The following is a 23,053-nucleotide window of genomic DNA, read 5'->3' on the forward strand; positions in this document are numbered from 1 at the left end:
GATATGCGCCGCGCGCGCAGAGGTGAGATAGTGGGCAACGTGTCTGAGAACGTCGCTGCATCCACCGAGTCCGCCTGGCTGACCATGCCCGATCTCGTCGAGGTGCTCGATGTGCCGCTCGGCCGCGTGCGCCGCCTGATCGACGAGCACTACCTCATCGGCTCCAAGCGCAGCGGCGTCTTCGCCGTTCCCGCCGAGTTCATCGTGGACGGCCACCCGCTCCCGTCGCTGCGCGGCACCATCATCGCGCTGCAGGACGCCGGATTCAGCGACGACGAGGTCATCGACTGGCTCCGCAGCGAAGAGGAGACGCTCGGCCGCTCGCCGATCGCCGCGCTGCTCGCCGGGCACAAGAGCGAGGTGCGGCGCATCGCGCGCACGCTCGCCTGATCAGGCGGATCGCGTCGTCGCCGCCCTGGCGAGGTCGCGCAGGCCGCCGACGGCGGCGTTGTCGAGCCGAGCGCCCGAGAGCGCACGGTCAGCATCCTTCGCATAGGTATCGATCATCTCCTCGACGCGGGCGAGGGCGCCGGAGCCGTCGATCGTCGCCTGCAGGAAGGACACCTGCTGCGCGTCGAGATCCGGATCCCCGAGCATCTCGTCGAACAGATTCCTGGCGGAGGCGTCGAGGGTCTGCCTCGTCAGTGCGACGAGGACGGTGCGCTTGCCCTCACGGAGATCGTCTCCGGCCGGCTTGCCGGTGACCGCCGTGTCGCCGAAGACGCCGAGGACGTCGTCCCGCAGCTGGAACGCCATCCCCACCGGATGTCCGAACCTGCGCAGCGCCCGCAGCTGCTCCTCGTCGGCGCCCGCGAGGGACGCGCCCAGCACGAGCGGCTGCTCGATGCTGTAGCGGGCCGACTTCAGGGAGACGACGCGCAGTGCGCGCTCGACGTGGGAGTCGGCGGCGTTCACGCTCCATGCCGACTCCTCCGCGATGTCCAGGAACTGGCCGACCGTGACATCGCGGCGCATCCGTGCGTACTCCCGTCGCACGCGAGCGGCGTGCGGATGCGTCTCCAGCGCGTCCTCCAGCAGATCGTCGCTCCACGCGACGAGGAGGTCTCCGAGCAGGATGGCCGCCGAGCGTCCGAACGCGGCGGCGTCTCCGGTCCAGCCCGACCTCTCGTGCGCACCCTCGAGGGCGCGATGCGCGGCCGGCCGGCCCCGTCGCGTGTCGGAGTTGTCGATCAGGTCGTCGTGGACCAGCGCGGCCGACTGGAAGATTTCCAGTGCGGCGCAGACGTCCCAGAGAGAAGGTGTCTCGGCGGCGTCGCGGTCGCGGAACCGTGCCACGGCGCTCCAGCCCGAATGGCAGAACCGGGCGCGCAGCCTCTTGCCTCCGACGAGGGTGTCCGCGGCCGAGTGGAGCATCGCGGCCGCGTCGGGGCCGTATTCGACGGACTCGACGCGCATCCTCTCGATGAAGAGATCGAGACGTTCGGCGACGGCGTCGGGGACGGGAGTGGATGACGGCACGACTCCCAGCATACGTAAAGGGAATCCGGGCACGAACGGCTACCCCGAGGCGCCGAGGCGCGCGTAGAATGGTCGGAAGAAACCCGAGGGGGACGAAATGCCACTCTCCGAACAGGAGCAGCGTCTGCTCGATGAGATGGAACGCCATCTCCTCCACAACGACGCGGATGTCGTGAGCGCGCCTACCGGCGACCGCACTCTGAGCTATCGCAATCTCGTCTACGGAGCCCTGCTGCTCCTGGCAGGCGTGGGCGGTCTGATCGTCGGCGTCATCCTCGGTGACGTCTGGGGGATCGTGGTCGGCGTCGTCGCCTTCGCCGCGATGCTCGGCGGTGTGATGCTCGCCGTCACCCCGGTTCGACGCCCCGTCTCCGCCGTTCCCCGCGAGCGCGCGAAGAAGCAGCAGCAGAACTCGGCCTCCTTCATGGATCGCATGAACGATCGATGGGATCGCCGCCAAGACGGTCACTGACCGCAGAAACTTCTCAAGGCCCGGATGCTCAGCATCCGGGCCTTTTTGTGTCCGCTAGGGGGCTGGAGCTGTCCTCCACGGGCTTCCACCCGTCCTCCACTGGCACTCCACTCTCCTCCACCGCGTCTTTCCGCGGAATCTCGGGGTGCCTTGATCGGACGATGCTGGTATTTCACCGAATTGTCGTAGGAAAGTGGAGGGAAGTGGAGTAAAGTGGGGCGCACCTCGAGTTGGCCGGACGGAGAGGGGGTGATGGCCGATGCTGCTGGGTACGCACTCACCGAAGCTGGACGACAAAGGGCGGGTCATCCTGCCCGCGAAGTTCCGCGAGGACCTGGGCGGCGGCATCGTCGTCACCCGTGGTCAGGAGCGCTGCCTCTACGTCTTCAGCACGGCCGAGTTCGAGTCCATGCACGAGCGGATCCGTCAGGCGCCGCTCGCCAACAAGCAGGCGCGCGACTTCATGCGCCTGTTCCTCTCCGGTGCGAGTGCGGAGATGCCCGACAGCCAGAACCGCATCACCATCCCCGCTCACCTGCGTCAGTACGCCGGGCTTCAGAAGGAGCTCATCGTCACCGGTGTCGGCGCACACGCCGAGATCTGGGACGCCGAGAGCTGGAACACCTACCTCGCCGCCGGCGAGGAGACCTACTCCGAGCTGGAGCAGGAGGTGATTCCGGGACTCTTCTGACCACGGCTGTGATGCCCCGCCGCTCCCGCCCCGACACACTTCCCCGGTGCCGGGTCGAGCAGCGGAGGGGGATCAGAGCCGAAGGTCACCCCGAGAAAGATCATGAACCTCCGAGACATACACACCCCCGTCCTGCTCGAGCGCTGCATCGAGCTGCTCGCTCCCGCCCTCCAGGCGGACGGAGCGGTGCTCGTCGACGCCACCCTCGGGATGGGCGGGCACTCCGAGGCTCTGCTCGAGCGGTTCCCGAACATCCGCCTCGTGGGTCTCGACCGCGACACCGACGCCCTCCGCATCGCGGGGGAGCGGCTCGCGCGCTTCAAAGACCGCATCACCCTCGTGCACACGGTCTACGACGAGATCGGCCTGCACGCGCAGGGCGCCGCGGGCATCCTGTTCGACCTCGGCGTCTCCTCCCTGCAGCTCGACGAGGCCGAGCGCGGCTTCGCGTACTCGAAGGATGCGCCGCTGGACATGCGCATGGATCAGACGAAGGGCATCACCGCCGCCGAGGTCATCGCGACCTACAACGAGGGCAACCTCCGTCGCATCTTCGAGCGGTACGGCGAGGAGAAGCTGGCCGGCCGTTACGCGCGCTTCATCATCGACGCGCGGCAGAAGCAGCCGATCACCCGATCGGGAGAGCTCGTCGAGATCCTCATCGCCGCGACACCGGCGGCCGCTCAGCGCGCGGGTCACCCCGCAAAGCGGGTGTTCCAGGCGCTGCGGATCGAGGTGAACGCCGAGCTCAACGTGCTCGCCGACGCCATCCCCTCCGCGATGGACGCGCTCGCGGTCGGCGGGCGGATCGTGGTCATGTCCTATCAGTCCCTCGAAGACCGCCTGGTCAAGCAGGCGTTCGCGGCGGGCGCGGCATCCACCGCTCCGAAGGGGCTGCCGGTCGAGCTTCCCGAGCACGCACCGAAGTTCCGCATCATCACGCGGGGAGCAGAGCTCGCCGACGACGAGGAGCGCGCGCGCAATCCGCGTGCGATCCCGGTACGGCTGCGCGCAGCCGAGAAGGTGCGGGAGAGCGCATGAGTCTGAACGCCGTCGTCCGCACGCCCAAGGTCGCCCCCGAGGCGCCGTCTCGGGCGCCCCGTGCGCGTCTCGAGCCGGTCACCGCGCCGCGGGCTCGACGCAAGCCGAAACTCGCCTACGCGCTCGTCGCGCTCGGGGGAGCGATGGCGATCGGCGCCGCGCAGATCGGGCTCTCGCTCGCGATCACCCAGGACTCCTTCACGCTGGCCTCTCTGTCGTCGCAGCAGGGGGATCTGAACCTGCGCACGCAGGCGCTGCAGGAGGAGCTCACCGGAGTGAGCTCCCCGCAGGCGCTGGCGACGGGCGCCTCCGCTCTCGGCATGGTCGTGGCGGGCGCTCCTTCGTACCTGCGGCTCAGCGACGGCGCCGTGATCGGTGCGGGCACCGGGGCGGGATGGGCCTCGACGGTCGATCCGAACGGAGCGGGAGCGGTGAGCAACTCCCTGTTGCAGGCGCCGACGAACGACGCGACCGACGGCCCCGTGACCGAGGACGCGACGACGCCCACAGAGCAGCTGCCGCCGGCGATCACCGACGGCCTTCCCAGCCCCACGACCCACTGACACCCACGACCACCATCTGACGGAGAGAGTCCATGACGACACGAGCCACCCGGAGTCCCCGGCGACGCACCGTCGTCGCACTCGCCGTCATCCTGTCGATCCTCTGCGTGTTCATCGTGCGCCTGGTCGACATCCAGGTCGTGAGCGCCGACGAGCACGTCAACCAGTCGCTGAAGTATCTCGGCGAGGGAGACTCCATCCCCGGGCAGCGCGGGGACATCGTGGACGCCGACGGCACGGTGCTCGCCGAGAGCGTCACGGTCTACGACTACGTCATGGACCCGAAGGCGATGAAGACGGTGGAGGACAACGAGAAGAACCCGCCGAAGCTCCCGTGGGCCGAGGCCTCCACGAAGATCGCCGAGATCATGGGCCTGAACGCCGACGAGCTGCGCGCAGGCGTCGCCGCCGCTCAGGCGGAGAACCCCGACACGCAGTGGTACCAGCTCGCCAAGAGCATGAACGCCGAACAGCACACGCAGCTGCGCGCACTCAAGTTGCCGTACCTCCACTTCGAGAAGCGCGAGAAGCGGGTGTATCCGAACGGCGCTGTCGCGGGCAACCTGCTCGGCTACCTCGACGGCTCCGGCACGGCTCAGGCCGGCGTCGAGAAGATGGAGGGACAGTGCCTCGCTCCCAGCAATGGTGAGAAGAGCTACCGCAAGGGCATGGACGGCGTCGTGATCCCCGGCAGCGAGCGCACGGTGGATGCGGTGAACGGCGGCACAGTGCAGCTCACGATCAACAGCGATCTGCAGTGGTACATGACGCAGATGATCGCGGAAGAGGCGCAGGCTCAGGGAGCACAGGGCGGCACCGTCACCGTCGTCGACGTCAAGACCGGCAAGATCCGCGTCGCCGCCGAGTGGCCAACGATGGACCCCAACGACCTCGATGCGTCCGCGCCGAGCACCTGGGGCAGCAAGCTCTTCACCTACCCCTTCGAGCCCGGTTCGACGTTCAAGGCGGTCACGGCTGCGGCGATCATGGAGAACGCCGGAGTGACGCCGACCAGCCCCACCGTCACCGCCTCCTCGAAGGAGAAGTTCGAGAACGGAGCCGTCATCAACGACGCCTTCGTGCACCCGACCTACAACTACACGCTCGCAGGGGCTCTGATCGACTCCTCGAACGTCGCGCTGTCGAAGTTCGGCACCATGGTCAGCCCCGACGTGCGCTACGACTACCTGCAGCGCTTCGGCGTCGGCACACCGACCGTCGGATTCCCGGCCGAGTCCAGCGGCGAACTGCACCCCACCAGCGAATGGGACAACCAGTCGCTGTACACCACGACCTTCGGCCAGCACTTCACCGTCACCGCTCCGCAGATCGCCGGCGCATACCAGGCCATCGCGAACGGCGGGGAGAAGATCGACCTCTCGCTCATCGAGTCGTGCACCGACGCCGACGGCACCGTGCACGAGGCGGCCGCGCCGAAGAAGGAGCAGATCATCAAGCCGGAGACGGCTGCGGAGCTCACGCGCATGCTGGAGAACGTCGCGGTGCAGGGCGGCAACGCCGAGCGGATCAAGGTTCCCGGCTACCGGGTGACCAGCAAGACCGGCACCGCGCAGATCCCCGACGGCAACGGCGGCTACAAGTCGGGCGTCTACTACACCAGCATGGTGGGCTTCGCGCCGGTCGACGATCCGCAGTACGTCGTGATCGTCACTCTCGACCAGCCGACTAGAGTTACATCGTCCGCTGCGACGGCATCCGCCTTCCAGAAGGCGATGACGCAGGTGATGAAGACCTACCGCGTGATGCCCTCGACCGTCCCCATGGACGCCCTTCTTCCCAAGTTCGAATAGCCGGCACCCCCATGCCGCGCCTGGAGATGTCATGATCGCCCTGTCGCTCGCTGAGATCGCCGCCATCCTCGGCGGTGAGCTGCGCCTCATCGGAACCGATACGGCGGAGACCGTCCTGGACGGTGTCGTCGACACCGACTCCCGCACGATGTCCGCGGGGTCGATCTTCGTCGCCAAGCCCGGCGCCGAGACCGACGGCCACCGCTTCGTCGGCGCGGCCGTGACCGCGGGCGCCCGCCTCGCCATCGTCGAGCATCCCGTGGACGAGCCGGTCTCGCAGATCGTCGTGGCCGACGCCGTCGCCGCCCTCGCCGACCTCGCCCGTGAGGTCATCTCGCGCGTGCGCGCGGGGGGAGATCTCAAGATCGTCGGCATCACCGGATCCAACGGCAAGACCACGACGAAGAACTTCCTCGCGCGCATCGTCTCGGACGAGGGCGAGACGGTCGCCCCGATCAACTCGTACAACAACGAGGTCGGAGCGCCGGTGACGATGCTGCGCGTCACGGAGAGCACCCGGTACTTGGTCAGCGAGTTCGGGGCTGCCGCTCCCGGCAGCATCGCGCGTCTCGCGGGACTCGTCGAGCCCGACGTCGCCGTCGTCCTCATGGTCGGCATGGCGCATGCGGGCGGCTTCGGAGGCATCGAGGAGACCGCCAAGGCCAAAGCGGAGCTGGTCGCCGCGGCGACGCCGAACGGGGTCGCCGTGCTCAACCTCGACGACCCGCGCGTCGCAGCGATGCGCGAGCTCGCCGAGTCCCGCGGCATGACCGTCATCGGCTTCGGCCAGACGGCTGCGGCAGACGTGCGGGCCCACGACCTCGTCGTGTCGGCATCCGGCACCTCCTGCATCATCGAGGCGGACGGACAGCGGATGCCGCTGCACCTGCGCGTGCTCGGAGCCCATCACATCAGCAACGCCCTCGCCGCGATCGCGGCAGCCGGAGCACTCGGCATCCCGGCCGCCGATGCGATCGCCCGCCTGGAGACGCTCGACATCGCCGAGCGCTGGCGCATGCAGCCGATGGGCAACGACAGCATCCGCATCATCAACGACGCCTACAACGCGAGCCCCGACTCGATGGCGGCCGCCCTGAGGACCCTCGCTCAGATCACCGGACCGGGGGAGCGCACGGTCGCGGTCCTCGGCGCGATGAGCGAGCTCGGCGAGACCGCGGGCGAGGAGCACGACCGCATCGGCCTGCTCGCGGTGCGACTCAACATCCAGCGCATCGTCGTGGTCGGACCCGAGGCGCGTCGGCTGTATCTCTCCGCCGTCGGCGAGGGGTCATGGGACAGCGAGGCCGTGCATCTGCCCGATCAGGATGCGGCATTCGAGTATCTGCGCACCGAGCTGCGCGACGGGGACAGGGTCCTCGTGAAGTCATCAAACTCCGTAGGCCTCAGGCATCTCGGCGATCGTCTGGGAGAATTGTTCTCGTGAGGTCTCTCATCATCGCGGCGGCGATCTCGCTCGCCTTCACCCTGTTCCTGACCCCCGTCTTCCTGAGACTCTTCCGGAAGTGGGGATGGGGGCAGGTCATCCGCACCCCCGAGGCGGTCGAGAACCCCAGCCACGAGGCCAAGCGCGGCACCCCGACGATGGGCGGCGTGATCTTCATCGTCGGCACCATGGTCGGCTACTTCGCCGGTGTCTTCGCCGGCGGGCGGGTCCCCGCGCTCTCGTCGATCCTGGTGATCTGGCTCATGGTCGGCTTCGGCGTCGTGGGGTTCATCGACGACTACATGAAGGTCCGCAGTCAGCGCAGCCTCGGCCTGTCGGGCTGGCGCAAGGTGATCGGACAGCTGCTCGTCATCGTGCCCTTCGGCATCGTCGCGCTCAACTTCCCGAACCACGCAGGGCAGACCCCGGCATCCGGGGCCGTCTCGCTGTTCCGCGACATCCCGTGGCTCAACTTCTTCGCGTTCGCCGCTGTCATCGGCTGGGCGCTCTACCTCGTCTGGATCTCTGTGATCGGCGTCGCCACGTCGAACAGCGTGAACCTCACCGACGGGCTCGACGGCCTCGCGGCCGGCGCCGGCATCATCGTCGTCGGCGCCTACGGCCTCATCTCCTTCCGACAGTTCCAGCAGTCCTGCGTCGGCGAGTCGATCGAGAAGGCCGCCCTCGGAGGCTGCTACGAGGTGCGCGATCCGCTGGACCTCGCGATCGTCGCCGCCGCCTTCGCCGCCGGCCTCATCGGCTTCCTGTGGTGGAACGCCCCCAAGGCCAAGGTGTTCATGGGTGACGTCGGTTCGATGGCGATCGGCGGCGTGATCACTGCGATGGCGATCCTCACCCGCACCGAGCTGCTCCTGTTCGTGATCGCCGGCGTCTTCGTGCTGTCCTCGGGCTCGGTCATCCTGCAGCGCACCTACTTCAAGATCACGCGCGGCAAGAGGCTCTTCCTCATGAGTCCCTTCCACCACCACCTCGAGATGCGCGGCTGGTCCGAGGTCACGATCGTCGTGCGGATGTGGATCATCGCCGGACTCCTCGCGGTGACGGCGGTGGGCCTGTTCTACGTGGAGTGGCTGACGCGTGTCAGCTGAGCGCCTCTCGACTCTGACGAGCTGGCACTCCGACTGGTCCGGTCTGCGGGTCGCCGTGCTCGGACTGTCGATGACCGGCTTCTCCGTCGCCGACACCCTCGCCGAGCTGGGCGCCGACGTCCTCGTCCTCAGCGAGTCCGCCGAGGAGGAGTACGCGCGACTGCTCCCGGTGATCGGCGCGCGCCTCGAGCTGGGCTCCCTCTCCGAGGTGCCCGAGGCGCTCGAGAGCTTCGACGCCGACGTCGTGATCGCCTCGCCGGGGTTCTCTCCGTCGCATCCGGTGATCCGCTGGGCGCAGGAGTCGGGGATCGCCATCTGGGGCGACATCGAACTCGCCTGGCGCGTGCGCGACAAGGTGACCCGTGTCGATGGCACTCCGGCAGAGTGGGTCCTGATCACGGGCACGAACGGCAAGACCACGACGACGCAGCTCACGGCTTCCCTCCTCGTCGAGGGCGGGCTGCGAGCCGCGCCGTGCGGCAACATCGGAGTGCCCGTGCTCGACGCCGTGCGCGACCCCGCCGGGTTCGACGTGCTCGTCGTGGAGCTCTCCAGTCACCAGCTCTGGTACATCGGCCAGTCGAGCGCGGAGGGCCAGCTGTACCCGTACGCATCGGTGTGCCTGAACCTCGCCGACGACCACCTCGTCTGGCACGGCAGCGCCGACGCCTATCGCGAGGCGAAGTCGTACGTGTACCGCAACACCAGGGTCGCGTGCGTCTACAACAAGGCGGATGAGGCGACGAGGCGGATGGTCGAGGACGCCGATGTGATCGAGGGGGCGCGAGCGATCGGCTTCGACCTCGGCACCCCCGGCCCCAGCGACCTCGGCGTCGTGGAGGGACTGCTCGTCGACAGGGCCTTCCTCGACGATCGCGCGCGCAGCGCCCTCGAGCTCACGACCCTGCGAGATCTCGACGATGTCGGCCTCGCCGCGCCGCACATCGTGCAGAACATCCTCGCCGCGAGCGCGCTCGCTCGGTCCCTCGGCGTGGAGCCCGAGGCGATCCACTCCGCGCTGCAGAGGTTCCGTCTGGACGCCCACCGCATCCAGGTGATCGCGCGGCACGCGGGCATCACGTGGGTCGACGACTCCAAGGCCACGAACCCGCACGCAGCGGCGTCGTCCCTGCGCGCCTACCCCGGCGCGGTCTGGGTGGTCGGCGGCGATCTCAAGGGCGTCGACATCGCTGAGCTGGTCGCCGACGTGGGCGGCACCGCCCGTGCGGCCGTGGTGATCGGCGTCGAGCGCGAGGCCGTCGTCGCGGCATTCCGGCGACACGCGCCGACGGTGCCGGTGTTCGAGGTGGATGCTGGCGAGACTGGACAGGTCATGAACCGCGTCGTGGAGATCGCTGCGGGGATCGTCGACGAGGGCACCGTACTGCTGGCCCCCGCCGCGGCATCCTTCGATCAGTTCTCCAGCTACGCGGATCGCGGCCACCGCTTCGCCGAAGCGGTGCGGGAATGGATCGACCGGGGGAGCACCGATGACGCAGGTGGCTCGCACACCTCGCTCTGATCCCGCGCGCTCCGAGTCGCGCGGTCTCGCCGCCAGGGTCTCGCTCGGTCGGCGGTTCACCCCGGTGTCGACCGAGTTCATGATGATCGCGTCGACGGCTCTGCTGCTCACGATCTTCGGCCTGGTGATGGTGCTGTCGGCGACGAGCGCCGTCGCCGTATCCAAGGGCGAGAACCCCATGGACGGCGCGCTCCGACAGGGCATCTTCGCGGTGCTCGGCATCCCGCTGATGTTCGTCATCTCACGGTTCCCGATCGACTTCATCAAGAAGATGGCGTGGCCCGCCCTGTTCGGCGCCATCGCACTTCAGTTGTTGGTCTTCACCCCACTCGGCAAGGCCGACGGCGGCAACAGGAACTGGATTCTCGTCGGAGGTTTCACCCTCCAGCCCTCGGAGTTCCTCAAGCTCGCTCTCGCTCTCTGGATCGCCTACGTGCTGCTGCGCAAGCGGACCATGCTCGGCACCTGGCATCAGGTGTTCATCCCGGTCGTTCCGGTCGGGGCGCTGGCGATCGGCACGGTCCTCGCAGGCAAAGACCTGGGCACGGCGATGGTGCTCGTGCTCATCCTCCTCGGCTGTCTGTTCTTCTCCGGGGTGAAGCTGCGGCTGTTCATCATCCCGGTGCTGCTCGGCGTGCTCTCGGTGGTTCTCCTCGCAGTGACCAGCACCGACCGCATGCGCCGCATCACCGCGGTCTGCTCCGACATGAACAACTACACCGGCGACTGCTACCAGTCGATCCACGGCATGTGGGGAATGGCATCCGGGGGGATCTTCGGCGTCGGACTCGGCAACTCCCAGGAGAAGTACGGCTGGTTGCCGGCCGCCGGAAACGACTTCATCTTCGCGATCGTCGGCGAGGAGCTCGGGCTCATCGGATGCCTTGTGGTGCTCGCCCTGTTCGCCACCTTCGCTGTCGGCGTGTTCCACATCATCCGCAAGACGCAGGATCCGTTCATCCGGGTCGCCGCCGGCGGAATCACGGTGTGGATCGTCGGCCAGGCGATCTTCAACATCGGCGTCGTGATCGGGCTCTTCCCGGTCATGGGCGTGCCGCTGCCCTTCATGTCGCAGGGCGGTACGGCGCTGCTCGCCGTGCTCATCGCGTGCGGGGTGCTGCTGGCCTTCGCGCGCACGATCCCCGCAGCCGAGCGGGGTAAAGTCACACGGTGACCACGTACCTTCTCGCCGGCGGGGGCACCGCCGGCCATGTCAATCCCCTGCTCGCCGTCGCCGATGGGCTGCGCGAGCGGGACGCCGACGCATCCGTCCTGGTGCTGGGCACGGCCGAAGGCCTCGAGGCCCGTCTCGTCCCCGCCCGCGGCTACGAGCTGCTGATCGTCGCCAAGGTGCCGTTCCCTCGTCGTCCGAACGGGCAGGCTCTCGCGTTCCCCGGACGCTTCCGCCGTGCGATCGCACAGGTGCGGGAGCACATCCGGACGCACAGCGTCGACGTCGTGGTCGGCTTCGGCGGCTACGCCTCGGCTCCGGCCTACGTGGCGGCGCGCCGAGAAGGCGTTCCGTTCGTCGTGCACGAGGCCAACGCGAAGCCCGGACTCGCGAACGTGCTCGGCGCACGCCGTGCCGCCGCGACGGGAGTCGCCTTCGACGGCACCCCGCTGCGGGGGAGCGAAGTGGTGGGCATGCCGCTGCGCCGCGAGGTCATCGAGCTCGATCGCGCCGCCCGCCGCGCCGAGGCCGCCGAGTACTTCGGCCTCGACGAATCCCGTCCCGTGCTCCTCGTCTTCGGCGGATCGCTCGGGGCGCAGCGTCTCAACGAGGCGCTGGCGGGCTCGTGGGGCGACATCCTCGCGTCCGGGTGGCAGCTGCTGCACGTCACGGGGGAGCGCAGCGACCTGGCGGACCCCGGCGTGCCCGGATACGCGCTGCGGCGCTACGTCGACCGAATGGACCTCGCGTTCGCCCTGGCCGATCTGATCGTCTCCCGCTCCGGAGCCGCGACCGTGAGCGAGGTGAGCGCCCTCGGCATCCCCGCACTCTACGTGCCGTACTCGGTGGGCAACGGGGAACAGCGCCTCAACGCCGCCTCCGCTGTGGCCGCAGGCGCCGCTGAGCTGCTGGACGACCCCACCTTCGACGCCGACGCTGTGCGCCGCATCGTCGTGCCGCTCCTCGGCGACCCCGGGCGGATCGCGCGCATGGCCGCGGCCGCGGAGCGCGTCGGAACCCGCAGCGGCACCGACAACGTCATCGCCCTCGTCGACCGCGCGCTCGACGCCTCGAACTAAACTGAGACGGACATGATCAGACCCGACCTCTCCCTCCCGATCCCCGAGAACATCACCTCCGCGCACTTCATCGGCATCGGCGGTTCCGGTATGAGCGGCCTCGCCCGGATGTTCCTCGATGCCGGCATCCGCGTCTCCGGTTCCGACCGTGCGGACAGCGACAACCTGCGCGCCCTCGCCGCGGCAGGGGCCACCGTGCACGTCGGACACGACGCCGCCCACCTGGGCGACGCCGACACCGTGGTGCACACCGGAGCGATCTGGCCGGAGAACCCGGAGTTCCTCCTCGCCAAGGAGCGCGGGCTGCACGTCATCCACCGTTCGCAGGCCCTGCACTGGCTCATCGACAAGCGTCGACTGGTCTCGGTCGCTGGGGCCCACGGCAAGACCACCTCGACCGGCATGATCGTGACGGCCCTGCAGGCCCTGGGCGCCGACCCCAACTTCGTCAACGGCGGTGTGATCGAGCAGCTCGGCCTCTCCAGCGCCACCGGAGCGGACGACCTCTTCGTCATCGAGGCCGACGAGTCCGACGGCACCTTCCTGCTGTACGACACCGCGGTGGCTCTCATCACGAACGTCGACCCCGATCACCTCGACCACTACGGCTCCGACGAGGCCTTCCACGACGCCTTCGTGCGGTTCGCCGATGCCGCGTCCGAGGCCGTCGTGATCTCCAGCGACGACGCTGGCGCTCTGCGCGTGGGTGCGGGCCTCTCGCACCGCAACGTCATCACGTTCGGGCAGGCCGACGACGCCGACGTGCGCGTCTCCGACGTCGTCGCCGCGGGGCCGGTCGCCGCGACGATCACGCGCGGTGACGACAGCGTCTGGCTGCAGCTCGCGGTCCCGGGGCTGCACAATGCGATCAACGCCGCGGGCGCCATCGCGGTGCTGGGCGCACTCGGCTACGGCCTCGAGGAGTCCGCCCGTGCCGTCGAGGGCTTCGCCGGCACGGTTCGCCGCCTCGAGAAGCACGGCGTCGAGCGGGGCGTGTCCGTCTACGACGACTACTCGCACCACCCGACCGAGGTGCGCGCCGCGCTCGAGGCGATGCGTTCCATCGCCGACGGCGGACGTGTCATCGCGATCCAGCAGCCGCACACGTACTCGCGCACGCAGCACATGTTCCGCGAGTTCGCCGAGGTCCTCGAGCACTACGCCGACCACACCGTCATGCTCGACGTGTACGGGGCGCGCGAAGACCCGGTGCCCGGCGTGACGGGCGAGCTCGTCAGCGACGCCTTCCAGGATCAGGGCAACGTGCACTACGTCGCCGACTGGCAGCAGGCGGCCGACTACACGGCGAGCGTCGCACGAGACGGCGACTTCGTGGTCACTCTCGGATGCGGCAACGTGTACCAGATCATCCCGCAGGTCCTCGAGTCTCTGCGCGCGTCGTCAGAGGACTGAGCCGATGCGTCGCCCCGCTCCGCTCCCGGCCGCGCGGGAGAACCCGGACGAGAAGGAGACACCGCTGCGGCCGGTCTCCCGCATCCGGGGGCGTGCAGAGGCGGATGCCGCATCCGAAGACCTGAACGACGTCGACGAGACGAGCTCGGGGCAGGAGCCCGAGGTGCAGCCGACATCGGCGCGCGACGTCTGGCGCGCTGCTCGCGCTCGTCGCAAGGCGCTCCGCGCCGAGATCCGCCGCTTCACTCAGCGCTCCCGGCGCCGCAGGATCATCTGGCTCAGCGTGATCGGCGCCGTGCTGCTGCTCATCGGCGGCAGCGTCGCCGCGGCGTACAGCCCCCTGTTCGCGGTGCAGCGCATCACGGTGGTCGGCGCGACGACGCTGGACCCGGCTGCCGTCGAGGCCGCGCTCGCGGACCAGATCGGCACGCCGCTGGCGCTGGTCAGCACGAGCGAGGTCAAGGCCGCTCTCCTCGCGTTCCCCCTCATCGAGACGTATGCGCTCGAGGCGAAGCCGCCGAACGATCTGACGGTCCGGATCGTCGAGCGCACGCCGATCGGCGTCATCCGCTCCGACGCCGGGTACACCCTCGTCGATGCGGCAGGGGTCGCCCTCGCGACGACGACGGATCAGCCCCCGGGGCAGCCGCTGCTCGATATCGAAGGTGGCATCGACTCCCGCGCGTTCGAGAGCACGGGGCTCGTCATCCGGTCCCTCCCCGCCGATGTCCGGGCTGCGCTGACGGGGGTTCGTGCGAGCACGGCGGACGACGTGACCCTCACGCTGAACAGCGGGCTCACGGTCATCTGGGGGAGCTCCGACGAGTCGGCGCTGAAGGGCCTGGCACTCGCAGCCGCGATGGCCGCGAACCCCGGCGCCGCATCGATCGACGTCACCTCGCCGCACGTCGCCGTCATCGGCTGACCGCGCCGCGGTCGCGTGATCGGCGAATCGGCACGCCAAACAGACGACACGCCCGTGTCGCTGCGGGCGCGCGCGTATGCGGCGCTTACCTTCGAACAAGAGAAACCAATACCGGGAAATACTTTACACCTCTAGTTGAGGTTTAAGGTTCAACCCTCGGTATTCGTCAGAAATCCAGGCTCGAATACTTCGGAGGCCGGCCATGAGCCAGAACCAGAACTACCTCGCCGTGATCAAGGTCGTCGGCGTCGGCGGTGGCGGCGTCAACGCCGTGAACCGCATGATCGATCTCGGCCTGCGCGGTGTCGAGTTCATCGCAGTCAACACCGACGCCCAGGCGCTGCTCATGAGCGACGCCGACGTCAAGCTCGACGTGGGCCGCGAGCTCACGCGCGGCCTCGGCGCCGGCGCCGACCCCGAGGTGGGTCGACGTGCGGCGGAGGACCACGCGGAGGAGATCGAGCAGGCGCTCACCGGCGCCGACATGGTCTTCGTCACCGCGGGCGAGGGCGGCGGAACCGGCACCGGCGGCGCACCCGTCGTCGCGCGCATCGCCAAGTCGATCGGCGCACTGACCATCGGTGTCGTGACCAAGCCGTTCTCCTTCGAGGGGCGTCGTCGGCAGAGCCAGGCCGAGGCCGGCGTCGCGAAGCTCAAGGAAGAGGTCGACACCCTCATCGTCGTCCCGAACGACCGACTGCTGGAGATCAGCGACCGCGGCATCTCGATGATCGAGGCCTTCGCGACGGCAGACCAGGTGCTCCTCGCCGGTGTGCAGGGCATCACGGACCTCATCACGACTCCCGGTCTGATCAACCTCGACTTCGCCGACGTGAAGTCGGTCATGCAGGGCGCGGGCTCCGCGCTCATGGGCATCGGCTCCGCCCGCGGCGCCGATCGTGCGATCAAGGCCGCCGAGCTCGCGGTCGAGTCGCCGCTGCTCGAAGCGTCGATCGAGGGCGCGCACGGTGTGCTCCTCTCGATCCAGGGCGGTTCGAACCTCGGCATCTTCGAGATCCACGACGCGGCTGACCTCGTCAAGGAAGCCGCTCACCCCGAGGCGAACATCATCTTCGGAACGGTCATCGACGACACCCTCGGCGACGAGGTGCGCGTGACCGTGATCGCGGCGGGCTTCGACGGCGGAGAGCCGTCGCTGCGCCTCGACCCGATGGTCGTGTCCCGCCCGGCGACGACGACGCTGCCGGAGGTCGCCCTCACCGAGGAGCCCGAGAGCGCATCGTCCGAGAAGGTCGACGCCGAGCCGGTGCAGCGCTTCACCACGACGAGCATCGACCCCGCCATCGTCGACGACGACATCGACATCCCCGAATTCCTGAAGTGACCGACCTGGGAGCGCGGCTGTCGGCGATCGACGAGCAGATCGCCGACGCCGCGCGCCTGGCCGGAAGGGACGCGGACGAGATCACCCGCATCGTCGTCACGAAGTTCCACCCGGCATCCCTCGTTCGGGAACTCCACGGCCTCGGCGTTCGCGAGGTGGGGGAGAACCGGCAGCAGGAGCTCAGCGCGAAGAGCGCGGAGCTGTCCGAACTGGACGACCTGCGCTGGCACTTCATCGGGCAGGCGCAGACCAACAAGGCGTCGGCGATCCGGCGCAGTGCTCAGGTCGTGCACTCCATCGATCGCGATCGGCTGGCGGATGCGCTGCACCGAGCGGCCGAGGATGACAGTGTGCTCGATGTCCTGGTGCAGGTGAACCTCACCGACGACGTCGGACGCGGAGGCGTCGCTCCCGACGCCGCTGCCGCTCTTGCCGAACACGTGATGACCCTCCCCTCCCTGCGTCTGCGCGGGGTCATGGCGGTCGCACCGCTCGACGAGGAACCGGCATCCGCCTTCGCACGTCTGCGCGACGTCGCCGATGGCATCCGCGCACTCGACCCATCCGCCACCTGGATCTCCGCCGGCATGACCGGCGACTTCGTCGAGGCGATACAGGCGGGCGCGACACACCTGCGGATCGGCTCCGCAATCACCGGACCCCGGCCAGACCGGGGTTAACCTGTCACAAGACCAACCCGAATCGTTCGAACCGGAGGACACAATGGGTAACCCGCTGAAGAAGACCATGGTGTATCTCGGCCTCGCCGACGAGGAAGAGGTCTACGAAGAAGAGACGCAGGCACCGGCCCGCTCCCACCGAGAGCGCGAGCGCGCGAGCGAAGAGCCGACCCCGGCTCCCATCACGCCGCTGCGCCGCCCGGTCGCCGTGCGTCAGCCCGCAGGAGGGGCAGTGAACGAGATCCTCACCGTGCACCCGAAGCAGTACCGCGACGCTCAGCTCATCGCTGAGAGCTTCCGCGAGGGTGTGCCGGTCATCATCAACCTCTCGCAGATGAGCGATGCCGACGCGCGGCGTCTCATCGACTTCGCCAGCGGGCTCTCGCTCGGCCTCTACGGCCGTATCGAGCGGGTCACCTCGAAGGTGTTCCTGCTGTCTCCGGAGAACATCGCGATCTCCGGTCACGGGGGAATCGCGCACGCAGACGCCGAGTCTGCGGGCTTCGATCAGTCGTAGCCCGTGGAGCTGGTCTCCGTCGTCGCCGGCATCGTCCACCTGGCTTTGCTGCTGTACCTTCTGGTGCTCTTCGCGCGCCTGATCCTCGACTACATCCCGATGTTCAACAGGGAGTGGCGTCCCAAGGGCGCCGGCCTCGTCGCCGCCGAGTTCGCCTACACGCTCACGGATCCGCCGATCCGGTTCTTCCGGCGGTTCATCCCGCCGCTGCGCATCGGCTCGATCTCCTTGGACTTCGGCTTCTCGCTGACGATCCTCGTCGTGCTGATCCTCATGAACATCGTGCGGATCTTCATCTGAGAGATTCCCGACTTTCGTCGCGCCCTGGTGTTGCGGCGTCGCGGCTGACAGGAGCGAGGACTATGCTTGGCTCCCAGGTGCGCGCCCCGGGTTCGCGCCACATCACGACCGCGCCATTCACAACTGGCAACCGAAATCATCGAAGGAGCCACCATGGCACTCACCCCGGATGACGTCGTCACCAAGCAGTTCCAGCACGTCCGCTTCAAGGACGGCTTCGACCCGGACGAGGTGGACGACTTCCTCGACGAGATCGTCATCGAGTGGCGCAAGGCCATCGAGGAGAACACCGAGCTGAAGGCGAAGCTCGCGGCCTACGAGTCCGGCGCAGCGCCCGCAGAGGCCGCACCTGTCGCCGAGGCTCCCGCCCCCGCTCCCGTCGCCGAGGTGCCCGCTCCGGTCGCCGCCGAGCCCGCTCCGTCCGGCTCCGCCACGGCCACTGCCGGCATCATCGAGCTCGCGCAGCGTCTGCACGACGAGCACGTCGCCGAGGGTGAGGCGAAGCGCAACCAGCTCATCGCCGACGCCGAGAATGAGGTCAACCGCATCCGCACCGAGGCTGAGGCAAAGCAGCGCGAAGAGACCGCTCGTCTCGAGCGCGAGCGCAACACGCTCGAGGCCCGCATCACCGAGCTCCGCAACTTCGAGCGCGACTACCGTTCGCAGCTGCGCGGCTACATCGAGGGCCAGCTCCGCGACCTCGACGAGAAGTCGGCGTCGACGGACTCCACGCCGGTCTCCGCGATCGGTCTGTAAGGCGCCCTCTTGTCAGGACGCCGTCCCCTTCGTCGGTCGGCGGCCGGTGCGATCGTTGCGATTCTCGCAGCGGTCGTGCTGGCCGCCGATCAGTTTGTGAAGCACCTCACCATCGAGAACCTCCCCAAAGAGGAGGCCGTTCCGGTCCTGGGTGACTTCCTGCAGCTCTTCTACATCCGCAACTCCGGCGCCGCGTTCTCGCTCGGCTCCGAGGTCACATGGATCTTCACGATCGCGCTCACCGTGGTCGCCGGCGTGATCGTCTGGAAGGCCTTCGGCCTGCGTTCGCGCCTGTGGGCCGTCGTGCTCGGCGCGCTGCTCGGCGGCGTGCTCGGAAACCTCACCGATCGCCTGTTCCGCGAGCCCGGCTTCGGCGTTGGGCACGTCGTCGACATGATCTCCATGCCGTGGATGCTCCCGGCGATCTTCAACGTCGCGGACATCTTCATCGTCACCGGCATGATCTCCGTCGCCCTGCTGGTCGTGTTCGGACTGCGCTTCGACGGCACGCGTGAGCGGGATCACGTCGTCGTCGAGACCGACGAGGAGGCCGAGGCGGTCGCGATCGCCGAGAGTCGTGCGGCGGGCCAGGATCGCGTCGACGGCGAGACCAGCGACGACGCGCCCTCCGAGAGTCGCTGACCGTGGAATCGCGGTCCCTCCCGGTCCCGGACGGGCTCGACGGCGTACGCGTCGATGCGGCTCTCGCGAAGATGCTGGGGTTCTCCCGCACCTTCGCCGCCGACGTCGCGGCCGCGGGCGGTGTGCGGCTCGACGGCGCGCTTCTCGACAAGTCCGACCGCCTTCGTGGCGGCGGCTGGCTGGACGTCGAGTGGCAGCCGAAGGAGGAGCCGCGGATCGTGCCGATCGCCGTTCCTGAACTCGGCATCGTGTACGACGACGATGACATCGTCGTCGTCGACAAGCCCACCGGCGTCGCGGCGCACCCTTCTCTGGGCTGGGAGGGACCGACCGTCGTCGGCGCACTGGCCGCGGCCGGCTTCCGCGTGGCGACGACGGGCGCCCCCGAGCGTCAGGGCGTCGTCCATCGGCTCGACGTCGGCACCAGCGGCCTCATGGTCGTCGCGAAGACGGAATCCGCGTACACCGCCCTGAAGCGGGCCTTCAAGGAGCGCACGGTCGAGAAGATCTACCACGCGGTCGTGCAGGGGCACCCCGACCCGCTGGTCGGGACGATCGACGCCCCGATCGGACGGCATCCGAACCATTCGTGGAAGTTCGCCGTCACGCCGGACGGCAAGCCGTCGGTGACCCACTACGAGACCCTCGAGGCGTTCCCCGGCGCCTCTCTGCTCGAGATCCATCTCGAGACGGGGCGCACGCACCAGATCCGCGTGCACATGGCCGCTCTGCGGCATCCGTGCGTGGGCGACCCGCTCTACGGCGCCGATCCGACTCTCTCCGCGCGGCTGGGACTCACCCGTCAGTGGCTGCACGCCCACCAGCTGGGGTTCACCCATCCCGCGACGGGGGAGTGGGTGCAGTTCGAGTCGCCGTACCCGGAGGACTTCCGGCACGCGCTCGCTGTGCTGCGCGGCGAAGCCGGCGTCTAGAAGCGGGCTCTCCCTGCGGCGTCCACGACGCCGTCCAATGTCTGCTCCAGGAACTCGACGACCGCGTCGTCATCGGCGCGGCGATCGACGATGAGCTCGAGCAGGGTCTCCTCGGTGAACGACACCCACGCGCGCAGCGCCACCCGGAGAGCTGCGGAGTCGGGTATGTCGAGCTCGGTGAAGGCCTCGAGGAGGCGCAGGGCGTTCAGCTCGCGCGACTCGTCGACGATCGCGCGCACGGCGGAGTCGCCGCTGGCCACGCCCCGGACGAGCGAGGAGAAGGTCCCGCTGTGCTCGCGGACGAATCCGGCGATGCGCAGGAGCGTGTCGTGGATGCGCTCGCGCGGCGGCAGGTCAGGGCGGGGCTCGCTGGCCAGGAGGAGGCTGTCGCGCGCAGTGGTCACGATCGCGCGTTCCACGCCCTGCCTGCTGTCGAAGTAGTGGAAGATCAGTGCCTTGGACACTCCCGCGCGGGCGGCGAGCTCCTCGATAGTCAGCTCCTCCAGCGGGTGCTCGGCGAGAAAGCCCACTCCGATGGCGATGAGCTGCGCGCGGCGCTGATCGGGGCTGAGGCGAGATCGCTGCTCGGAGGACATGCGAGAAGCCTAGCCAGAATGGTATTGACTCCTGGTCAATTATGCTTAGTATCGAGATATCGCGTGGACGCCGTCGTCCGTTCGAAGGAGGAGGATCGATGAAGTTCCCGAAGCTCTCTCAGGCGCTGTCGAAAGCCACGGCATCTCACGCCGGCCGGATCACGCTCGTCGCCGTCCCCGTCGGCATCGTCGCGGCATCCCTGCTCGGGGGAGTGGCGCAGGGCGCCGTTCCCGTGTCGTTCGCCGTCTCGGGCAGCCAGTTCCAGATCGGCGCCAGCCAGCTCGAGGGCACCGGCTTCTCGCAGTACGCGGGAGTGGCCACCGACTCCGAGGGCGTCGAGCACACGGTCGCGATCGCGAACATCAAGAGCGCGACGCTGAGCGATCTCTGCCAGTCCGTCATCACGGAGACGCCCCTCGGCACGGTCGGAGTGCTCATCAAAGCGGGTGGCGGCGGCAACCCGGCGACCGCGAGCGATCTGCAGATCGGAATGACCGGACTCAAGGGCGATGCCTCCTTCGGCAAGATCAGGATCGGCGTCGACGCCTCCACGGTCAACACCGAGGCCAAGGGCAGCGCCGGCGACTTCGCCCAGGACTCCGACACGGTCTCGATCAAGAACCTGCAGCAGACGGCATGGAGCACCCAGGCGTCCGTGTTCACGCTGACCGGCATGACGCTCGAGCTCACGGACGGTTCGCAGGGATGCTTCTGAACGGAGCGGATGCCGTGATCGATGAGGAAGCCGCAATGGTTCCTGCCGAGCCCGGGGGATTCCGATCCTGGCGCAGGCGGCGCCCCTTCATCGGCGGGGTGCTCGTCGCGCTCGGCGGCGTGGAGATGTTCTTCTCCGGGCAGCTGGACATCGGGCACCTGCACGTGCAGATGGGCATCGAGGGCATGCAGGCCACGATCATCCCTGTGCTCCTGCTGCTGCTCGGCATCCTCGCCATCGCGATGCCGACGCATCACATCTTCTACGGCGTCATCGCCCTCGCCGTCGCGATCTATTCGCTGATCGGGGTGAACCTCGGCGGATTCCTGATCGGCATGCTGCTCTCCACGGTCGGCGGGATCCTCGTCGTGGCCTGGATGGGACCGAAGGCGACACCCGCGGCGGCGCCGGACGGAGCGGACGAGGTGACGACGTCGTGACCTCCCGCCGCCCGAGCCTCGCCGCTCTGCTGGTGGCGTCCCTGGTCGTGATGCCGTCGATCCTCGGCGCCGCGGCGGCGCCGCAGTACCGCGACGCCGGCTTCTGCATCCCCCTGATCTACTGCCCGTCGCCCTCGCCGAGCCCGACACCCTCGGCGCCGTCCCCGACGGATCCGGCGCCCCCTGCCGCCCCGGAGGCGCCCGCGGTTCCGACGACCTCCGTCGACCCGGCGGCGCCCGTCGATCCGTCAGCGACACCGGAGCCGTCCGAGCCCGTGCCTGCGCCGATCGACGAGGGCGCGCCGGTGTTCACGGGCACGCCCGCGTCGATGGGGTCGAGCTCCCTCTCGTTCACGGGGTTGAAGGGGATATCGATCGTCAGCGTGCCGACGGTCGGCGGAGGCAGCGTTCGCGCGCTGAAGATCACCGCCGACTCCATCACGATCGAGGGCTTCTCCCTCACCGTGCGGCCACCGGACGGGCCGGGCCTGGTCACGACGGCCGACACCATGTCCCTGCAGGGCGACGTCACCGTCTACATCGGGTCGGTGACCGCTTCGTCGATGGGCGGCGCCCCGCTGACGCTCGGCACCGACACGCCGCCGCCGCTCACCGACGTCGAACCGGGGCTGCTGAACGTCAGCATGGGCCTCGTGGGCAGCATCGCCGATCGGATCACCTACTCGAACACCGACCAGCGCATCGTCGCGGCGAGATAGCAGGCATGTCGGAGGCGTGCGCGAGACTGGGCGCATGAGCATCGAGGTGCGTCCGGCTACCGAGTTCGACGATGTGGCGCTGCTCGTCGGCCCCAAGAAGCCGACGTCCAACGTGTGCTTCTGCCTGAGCTACCGGATCGGGAACAAGGAGAACGTCTCCCTTCGCGGCCCCGAGCGCGCAGAACGGGTGCGCGAGCTGTGCCACCAGGATCCGCCGCCCGGGGTCATCGCCTATCTCGACGGGGAGCCGGTGGGGTGGGCCGCGCTCCACCCGCGGCGGGACACGAGCTTCGCGACCAACCGGCTCATCCCGCACGTCGACGATCTCGACGTGTGGTCGCTGTGGTGCTTCCGTGTGCGACCAGGATTCCGCAAGCAGGGTGTCTCGTACGCCCTGATCCAGGGCGCGATCGCCTACGCACGCGAGAGAGGCGCCCCTGCCGTCGAGGGGTATCCGGTCGACAACGGCGGCGAGAAGGTGAACCTGACGATGGCCTACGTCGGCACGAGGAGCCTCTTCGAACAGGCGGGTTTCACGAAGGCCGCCGAGACCGGCTCCGTGCTCGACGGCTTCCCTCGGGTGCTGATGAGACTCGACCTGAGATGAGCGATTCGTGAAGCCGATCCCGCGATCTCCCAGGACGCACAGGGGAGCGATCATCCGACGATCGGTCGGTGAACCCGGCGGGC

At 68.6% G+C, this 23,053-nt stretch carries 26 protein-coding genes; 24 read left to right on the forward strand and 2 right to left on the reverse strand.

Features of this window, described 5'->3' with window-relative positions; all coding sequences use genetic code 11:
• Window positions 1-39 precede the first annotated feature (39 nt).
• Window positions 40-390 carry an Rv2175c family DNA-binding protein gene (locus MRBLWH10_RS05090; protein ID WP_341941876.1) on the forward strand — a complete coding sequence of 117 codons (351 nt, stop codon included), beginning with the start codon at window positions 40-42 and terminating at the stop codon, window positions 388-390.
• On the opposite strand, the gene MRBLWH10_RS05095 is transcribed toward MRBLWH10_RS05090, so the two are convergent.
• The gene (locus MRBLWH10_RS05095) at window positions 391-1,479 is read right to left on the reverse strand and encodes a polyprenyl synthetase family protein (protein ID WP_341941877.1); all 1,089 of its coding nucleotides are present in this window, start codon (window positions 1,477-1,479) and stop codon (window positions 391-393) included. It lies immediately after the preceding gene.
• Window positions 1,480-1,576: 97 nt separating this feature from the next.
• On the opposite strand from MRBLWH10_RS05095, the gene MRBLWH10_RS05100 reads away from it, so the two are divergent.
• The 19 genes from MRBLWH10_RS05100 (at window position 1,577) to MRBLWH10_RS05190 (ending at window position 19,892) form a co-directional block, all read left to right on the forward strand.
• Entirely contained in the window at window positions 1,577-1,951 is a 375-nt protein-coding gene (locus MRBLWH10_RS05100) for a DUF3040 domain-containing protein (RefSeq protein ID WP_105676479.1), read from the forward strand.
• A 259-nt stretch (window positions 1,952-2,210) separates the two neighbouring features.
• Window positions 2,211-2,642: a division/cell wall cluster transcriptional repressor MraZ gene (gene mraZ / locus MRBLWH10_RS05105; RefSeq protein ID WP_105676477.1), complete on the forward strand. Its 432-nt coding sequence runs from the start codon at window positions 2,211-2,213 to the stop codon at window positions 2,640-2,642.
• 102 nt (window positions 2,643-2,744) lie between these two features.
• Entirely contained in the window at window positions 2,745-3,683 is a 939-nt protein-coding gene (gene rsmH / locus MRBLWH10_RS05110) for a 16S rRNA (cytosine(1402)-N(4))-methyltransferase RsmH (protein WP_341941878.1), read from the forward strand.
• Complete coding sequence (locus MRBLWH10_RS05115) at window positions 3,680-4,246, forward strand: hypothetical protein (RefSeq protein WP_105676475.1); 567 nt, start codon at window positions 3,680-3,682, stop codon at window positions 4,244-4,246. The genes rsmH and MRBLWH10_RS05115 overlap by 4 nt, the downstream gene beginning before the upstream one ends.
• 32 nt (window positions 4,247-4,278) lie before the next feature.
• Window positions 4,279-6,057 (forward strand): penicillin-binding protein 2, encoded by a 1,779-nt coding sequence (locus MRBLWH10_RS05120; RefSeq protein WP_341941879.1) that lies wholly within the window; start codon window positions 4,279-4,281, stop codon window positions 6,055-6,057.
• Window positions 6,058-6,088: 31 nt separating this feature from the next.
• A complete protein-coding gene (murF, locus tag MRBLWH10_RS05125; protein WP_341941880.1) occupies window positions 6,089-7,501 on the forward strand; it encodes a UDP-N-acetylmuramoyl-tripeptide--D-alanyl-D-alanine ligase in 1,413 nt (470 codons plus the stop codon).
• The gene (gene mraY / locus MRBLWH10_RS05130; RefSeq protein WP_105676471.1) at window positions 7,498-8,610 is read left to right on the forward strand and encodes a phospho-N-acetylmuramoyl-pentapeptide-transferase; all 1,113 of its coding nucleotides are present in this window, start codon (window positions 7,498-7,500) and stop codon (window positions 8,608-8,610) included. The genes murF and mraY overlap by 4 nt, the downstream gene beginning before the upstream one ends.
• Window positions 8,600-10,132, forward strand: coding sequence for a UDP-N-acetylmuramoyl-L-alanine--D-glutamate ligase (murD, locus tag MRBLWH10_RS05135; RefSeq protein WP_341941881.1), 1,533 nt, complete (start codon window positions 8,600-8,602; stop codon window positions 10,130-10,132). Before mraY ends, murD begins: the two co-directional genes overlap by 11 nt.
• Window positions 10,101-11,306 carry a putative lipid II flippase FtsW gene (gene ftsW, locus MRBLWH10_RS05140; RefSeq protein WP_105676468.1) on the forward strand — a complete coding sequence of 402 codons (1,206 nt, stop codon included), beginning with the start codon at window positions 10,101-10,103 and terminating at the stop codon, window positions 11,304-11,306. Before murD ends, ftsW begins: the two co-directional genes overlap by 32 nt.
• Window positions 11,303-12,382, forward strand: a complete 1,080-nt coding sequence (locus MRBLWH10_RS05145; RefSeq protein WP_341941882.1) for a UDP-N-acetylglucosamine--N-acetylmuramyl-(pentapeptide) pyrophosphoryl-undecaprenol N-acetylglucosamine transferase — start codon at window positions 11,303-11,305, stop codon at window positions 12,380-12,382. Before ftsW ends, MRBLWH10_RS05145 begins: the two co-directional genes overlap by 4 nt.
• Window positions 12,383-12,394: 12 nt before the next feature.
• Complete coding sequence (gene murC / locus MRBLWH10_RS05150; RefSeq protein ID WP_341941883.1) at window positions 12,395-13,795, forward strand: UDP-N-acetylmuramate--L-alanine ligase; 1,401 nt, start codon at window positions 12,395-12,397, stop codon at window positions 13,793-13,795.
• Window positions 13,796-13,799: 4 nt separating this feature from the next.
• Entirely contained in the window at window positions 13,800-14,720 is a 921-nt protein-coding gene (locus MRBLWH10_RS05155) for an FtsQ-type POTRA domain-containing protein (protein WP_341941884.1), read from the forward strand.
• Between the two features lie 202 nt (window positions 14,721-14,922).
• Window positions 14,923-16,065, forward strand: a complete 1,143-nt coding sequence (gene ftsZ / locus MRBLWH10_RS05160) for a cell division protein FtsZ (RefSeq protein ID WP_341941885.1) — start codon at window positions 14,923-14,925, stop codon at window positions 16,063-16,065.
• Window positions 16,062-16,745 carry a YggS family pyridoxal phosphate-dependent enzyme gene (locus tag MRBLWH10_RS05165; RefSeq protein ID WP_341941886.1) on the forward strand — a complete coding sequence of 228 codons (684 nt, stop codon included), beginning with the start codon at window positions 16,062-16,064 and terminating at the stop codon, window positions 16,743-16,745. The genes ftsZ and MRBLWH10_RS05165 overlap by 4 nt, the downstream gene beginning before the upstream one ends.
• Window positions 16,746-16,788: 43 nt before the next feature.
• On the forward strand, window positions 16,789-17,262 hold the full coding sequence (gene sepF, locus MRBLWH10_RS05170) for a cell division protein SepF (RefSeq protein WP_105676460.1): 474 nt from the start codon (window positions 16,789-16,791) through the stop codon (window positions 17,260-17,262).
• Window positions 17,263-17,265: 3 nt separating this feature from the next.
• On the forward strand, window positions 17,266-17,562 hold the full coding sequence (locus MRBLWH10_RS05175; RefSeq protein WP_341941887.1) for a YggT family protein: 297 nt from the start codon (window positions 17,266-17,268) through the stop codon (window positions 17,560-17,562).
• 153 nt (window positions 17,563-17,715) lie between these two features.
• Window positions 17,716-18,318, forward strand: coding sequence for a DivIVA domain-containing protein (locus MRBLWH10_RS05180; protein WP_105676458.1), 603 nt, complete (start codon window positions 17,716-17,718; stop codon window positions 18,316-18,318).
• A 51-nt stretch (window positions 18,319-18,369) separates the two neighbouring features.
• Entirely contained in the window at window positions 18,370-18,960 is a 591-nt protein-coding gene (lspA, locus tag MRBLWH10_RS05185) for a signal peptidase II (RefSeq protein ID WP_341942566.1), read from the forward strand.
• Between the two features lie 2 nt (window positions 18,961-18,962).
• Entirely contained in the window at window positions 18,963-19,892 is a 930-nt protein-coding gene (locus MRBLWH10_RS05190) for an RluA family pseudouridine synthase (protein WP_341941888.1), read from the forward strand.
• Here the strand turns inward: MRBLWH10_RS05190 and MRBLWH10_RS05195 are convergent.
• Window positions 19,889-20,488 (reverse strand): TetR/AcrR family transcriptional regulator, encoded by a 600-nt coding sequence (locus MRBLWH10_RS05195; protein WP_341941889.1) that lies wholly within the window; start codon window positions 20,486-20,488, stop codon window positions 19,889-19,891. The genes MRBLWH10_RS05190 and MRBLWH10_RS05195 overlap by 4 nt on opposite strands.
• 98 nt (window positions 20,489-20,586) lie before the next feature.
• Here MRBLWH10_RS05195 and MRBLWH10_RS05200 point away from each other — a divergent pair, with 98 nt between their 5' ends.
• From MRBLWH10_RS05200 to MRBLWH10_RS05215, 4 genes are read left to right on the forward strand one after another with little or no spacing between them, the layout of a single operon-like run.
• The gene (locus MRBLWH10_RS05200) at window positions 20,587-21,204 is read left to right on the forward strand and encodes a DUF6230 family protein (protein ID WP_105676452.1); all 618 of its coding nucleotides are present in this window, start codon (window positions 20,587-20,589) and stop codon (window positions 21,202-21,204) included.
• Window positions 21,195-21,644, forward strand: coding sequence for a DUF6114 domain-containing protein (locus MRBLWH10_RS05205; protein ID WP_341941890.1), 450 nt, complete (start codon window positions 21,195-21,197; stop codon window positions 21,642-21,644). Before MRBLWH10_RS05200 ends, MRBLWH10_RS05205 begins: the two co-directional genes overlap by 10 nt.
• On the forward strand, window positions 21,641-22,363 hold the full coding sequence (locus MRBLWH10_RS05210) for a hypothetical protein (protein WP_341941891.1): 723 nt from the start codon (window positions 21,641-21,643) through the stop codon (window positions 22,361-22,363). The genes MRBLWH10_RS05205 and MRBLWH10_RS05210 overlap by 4 nt, the downstream gene beginning before the upstream one ends.
• 34 nt (window positions 22,364-22,397) lie before the next feature.
• Window positions 22,398-22,970 (forward strand): GNAT family N-acetyltransferase, encoded by a 573-nt coding sequence (locus MRBLWH10_RS05215; RefSeq protein WP_341941892.1) that lies wholly within the window; start codon window positions 22,398-22,400, stop codon window positions 22,968-22,970.
• The last annotated feature ends 83 nt before the right edge of the window (window positions 22,971-23,053 follow it).

The organism is Microbacterium sp. LWH10-1.2 (assembly GCF_038397765.1).
Classification (GTDB): Bacteria; Actinomycetota; Actinomycetes; order Actinomycetales; family Microbacteriaceae; genus Microbacterium; species Microbacterium natoriense.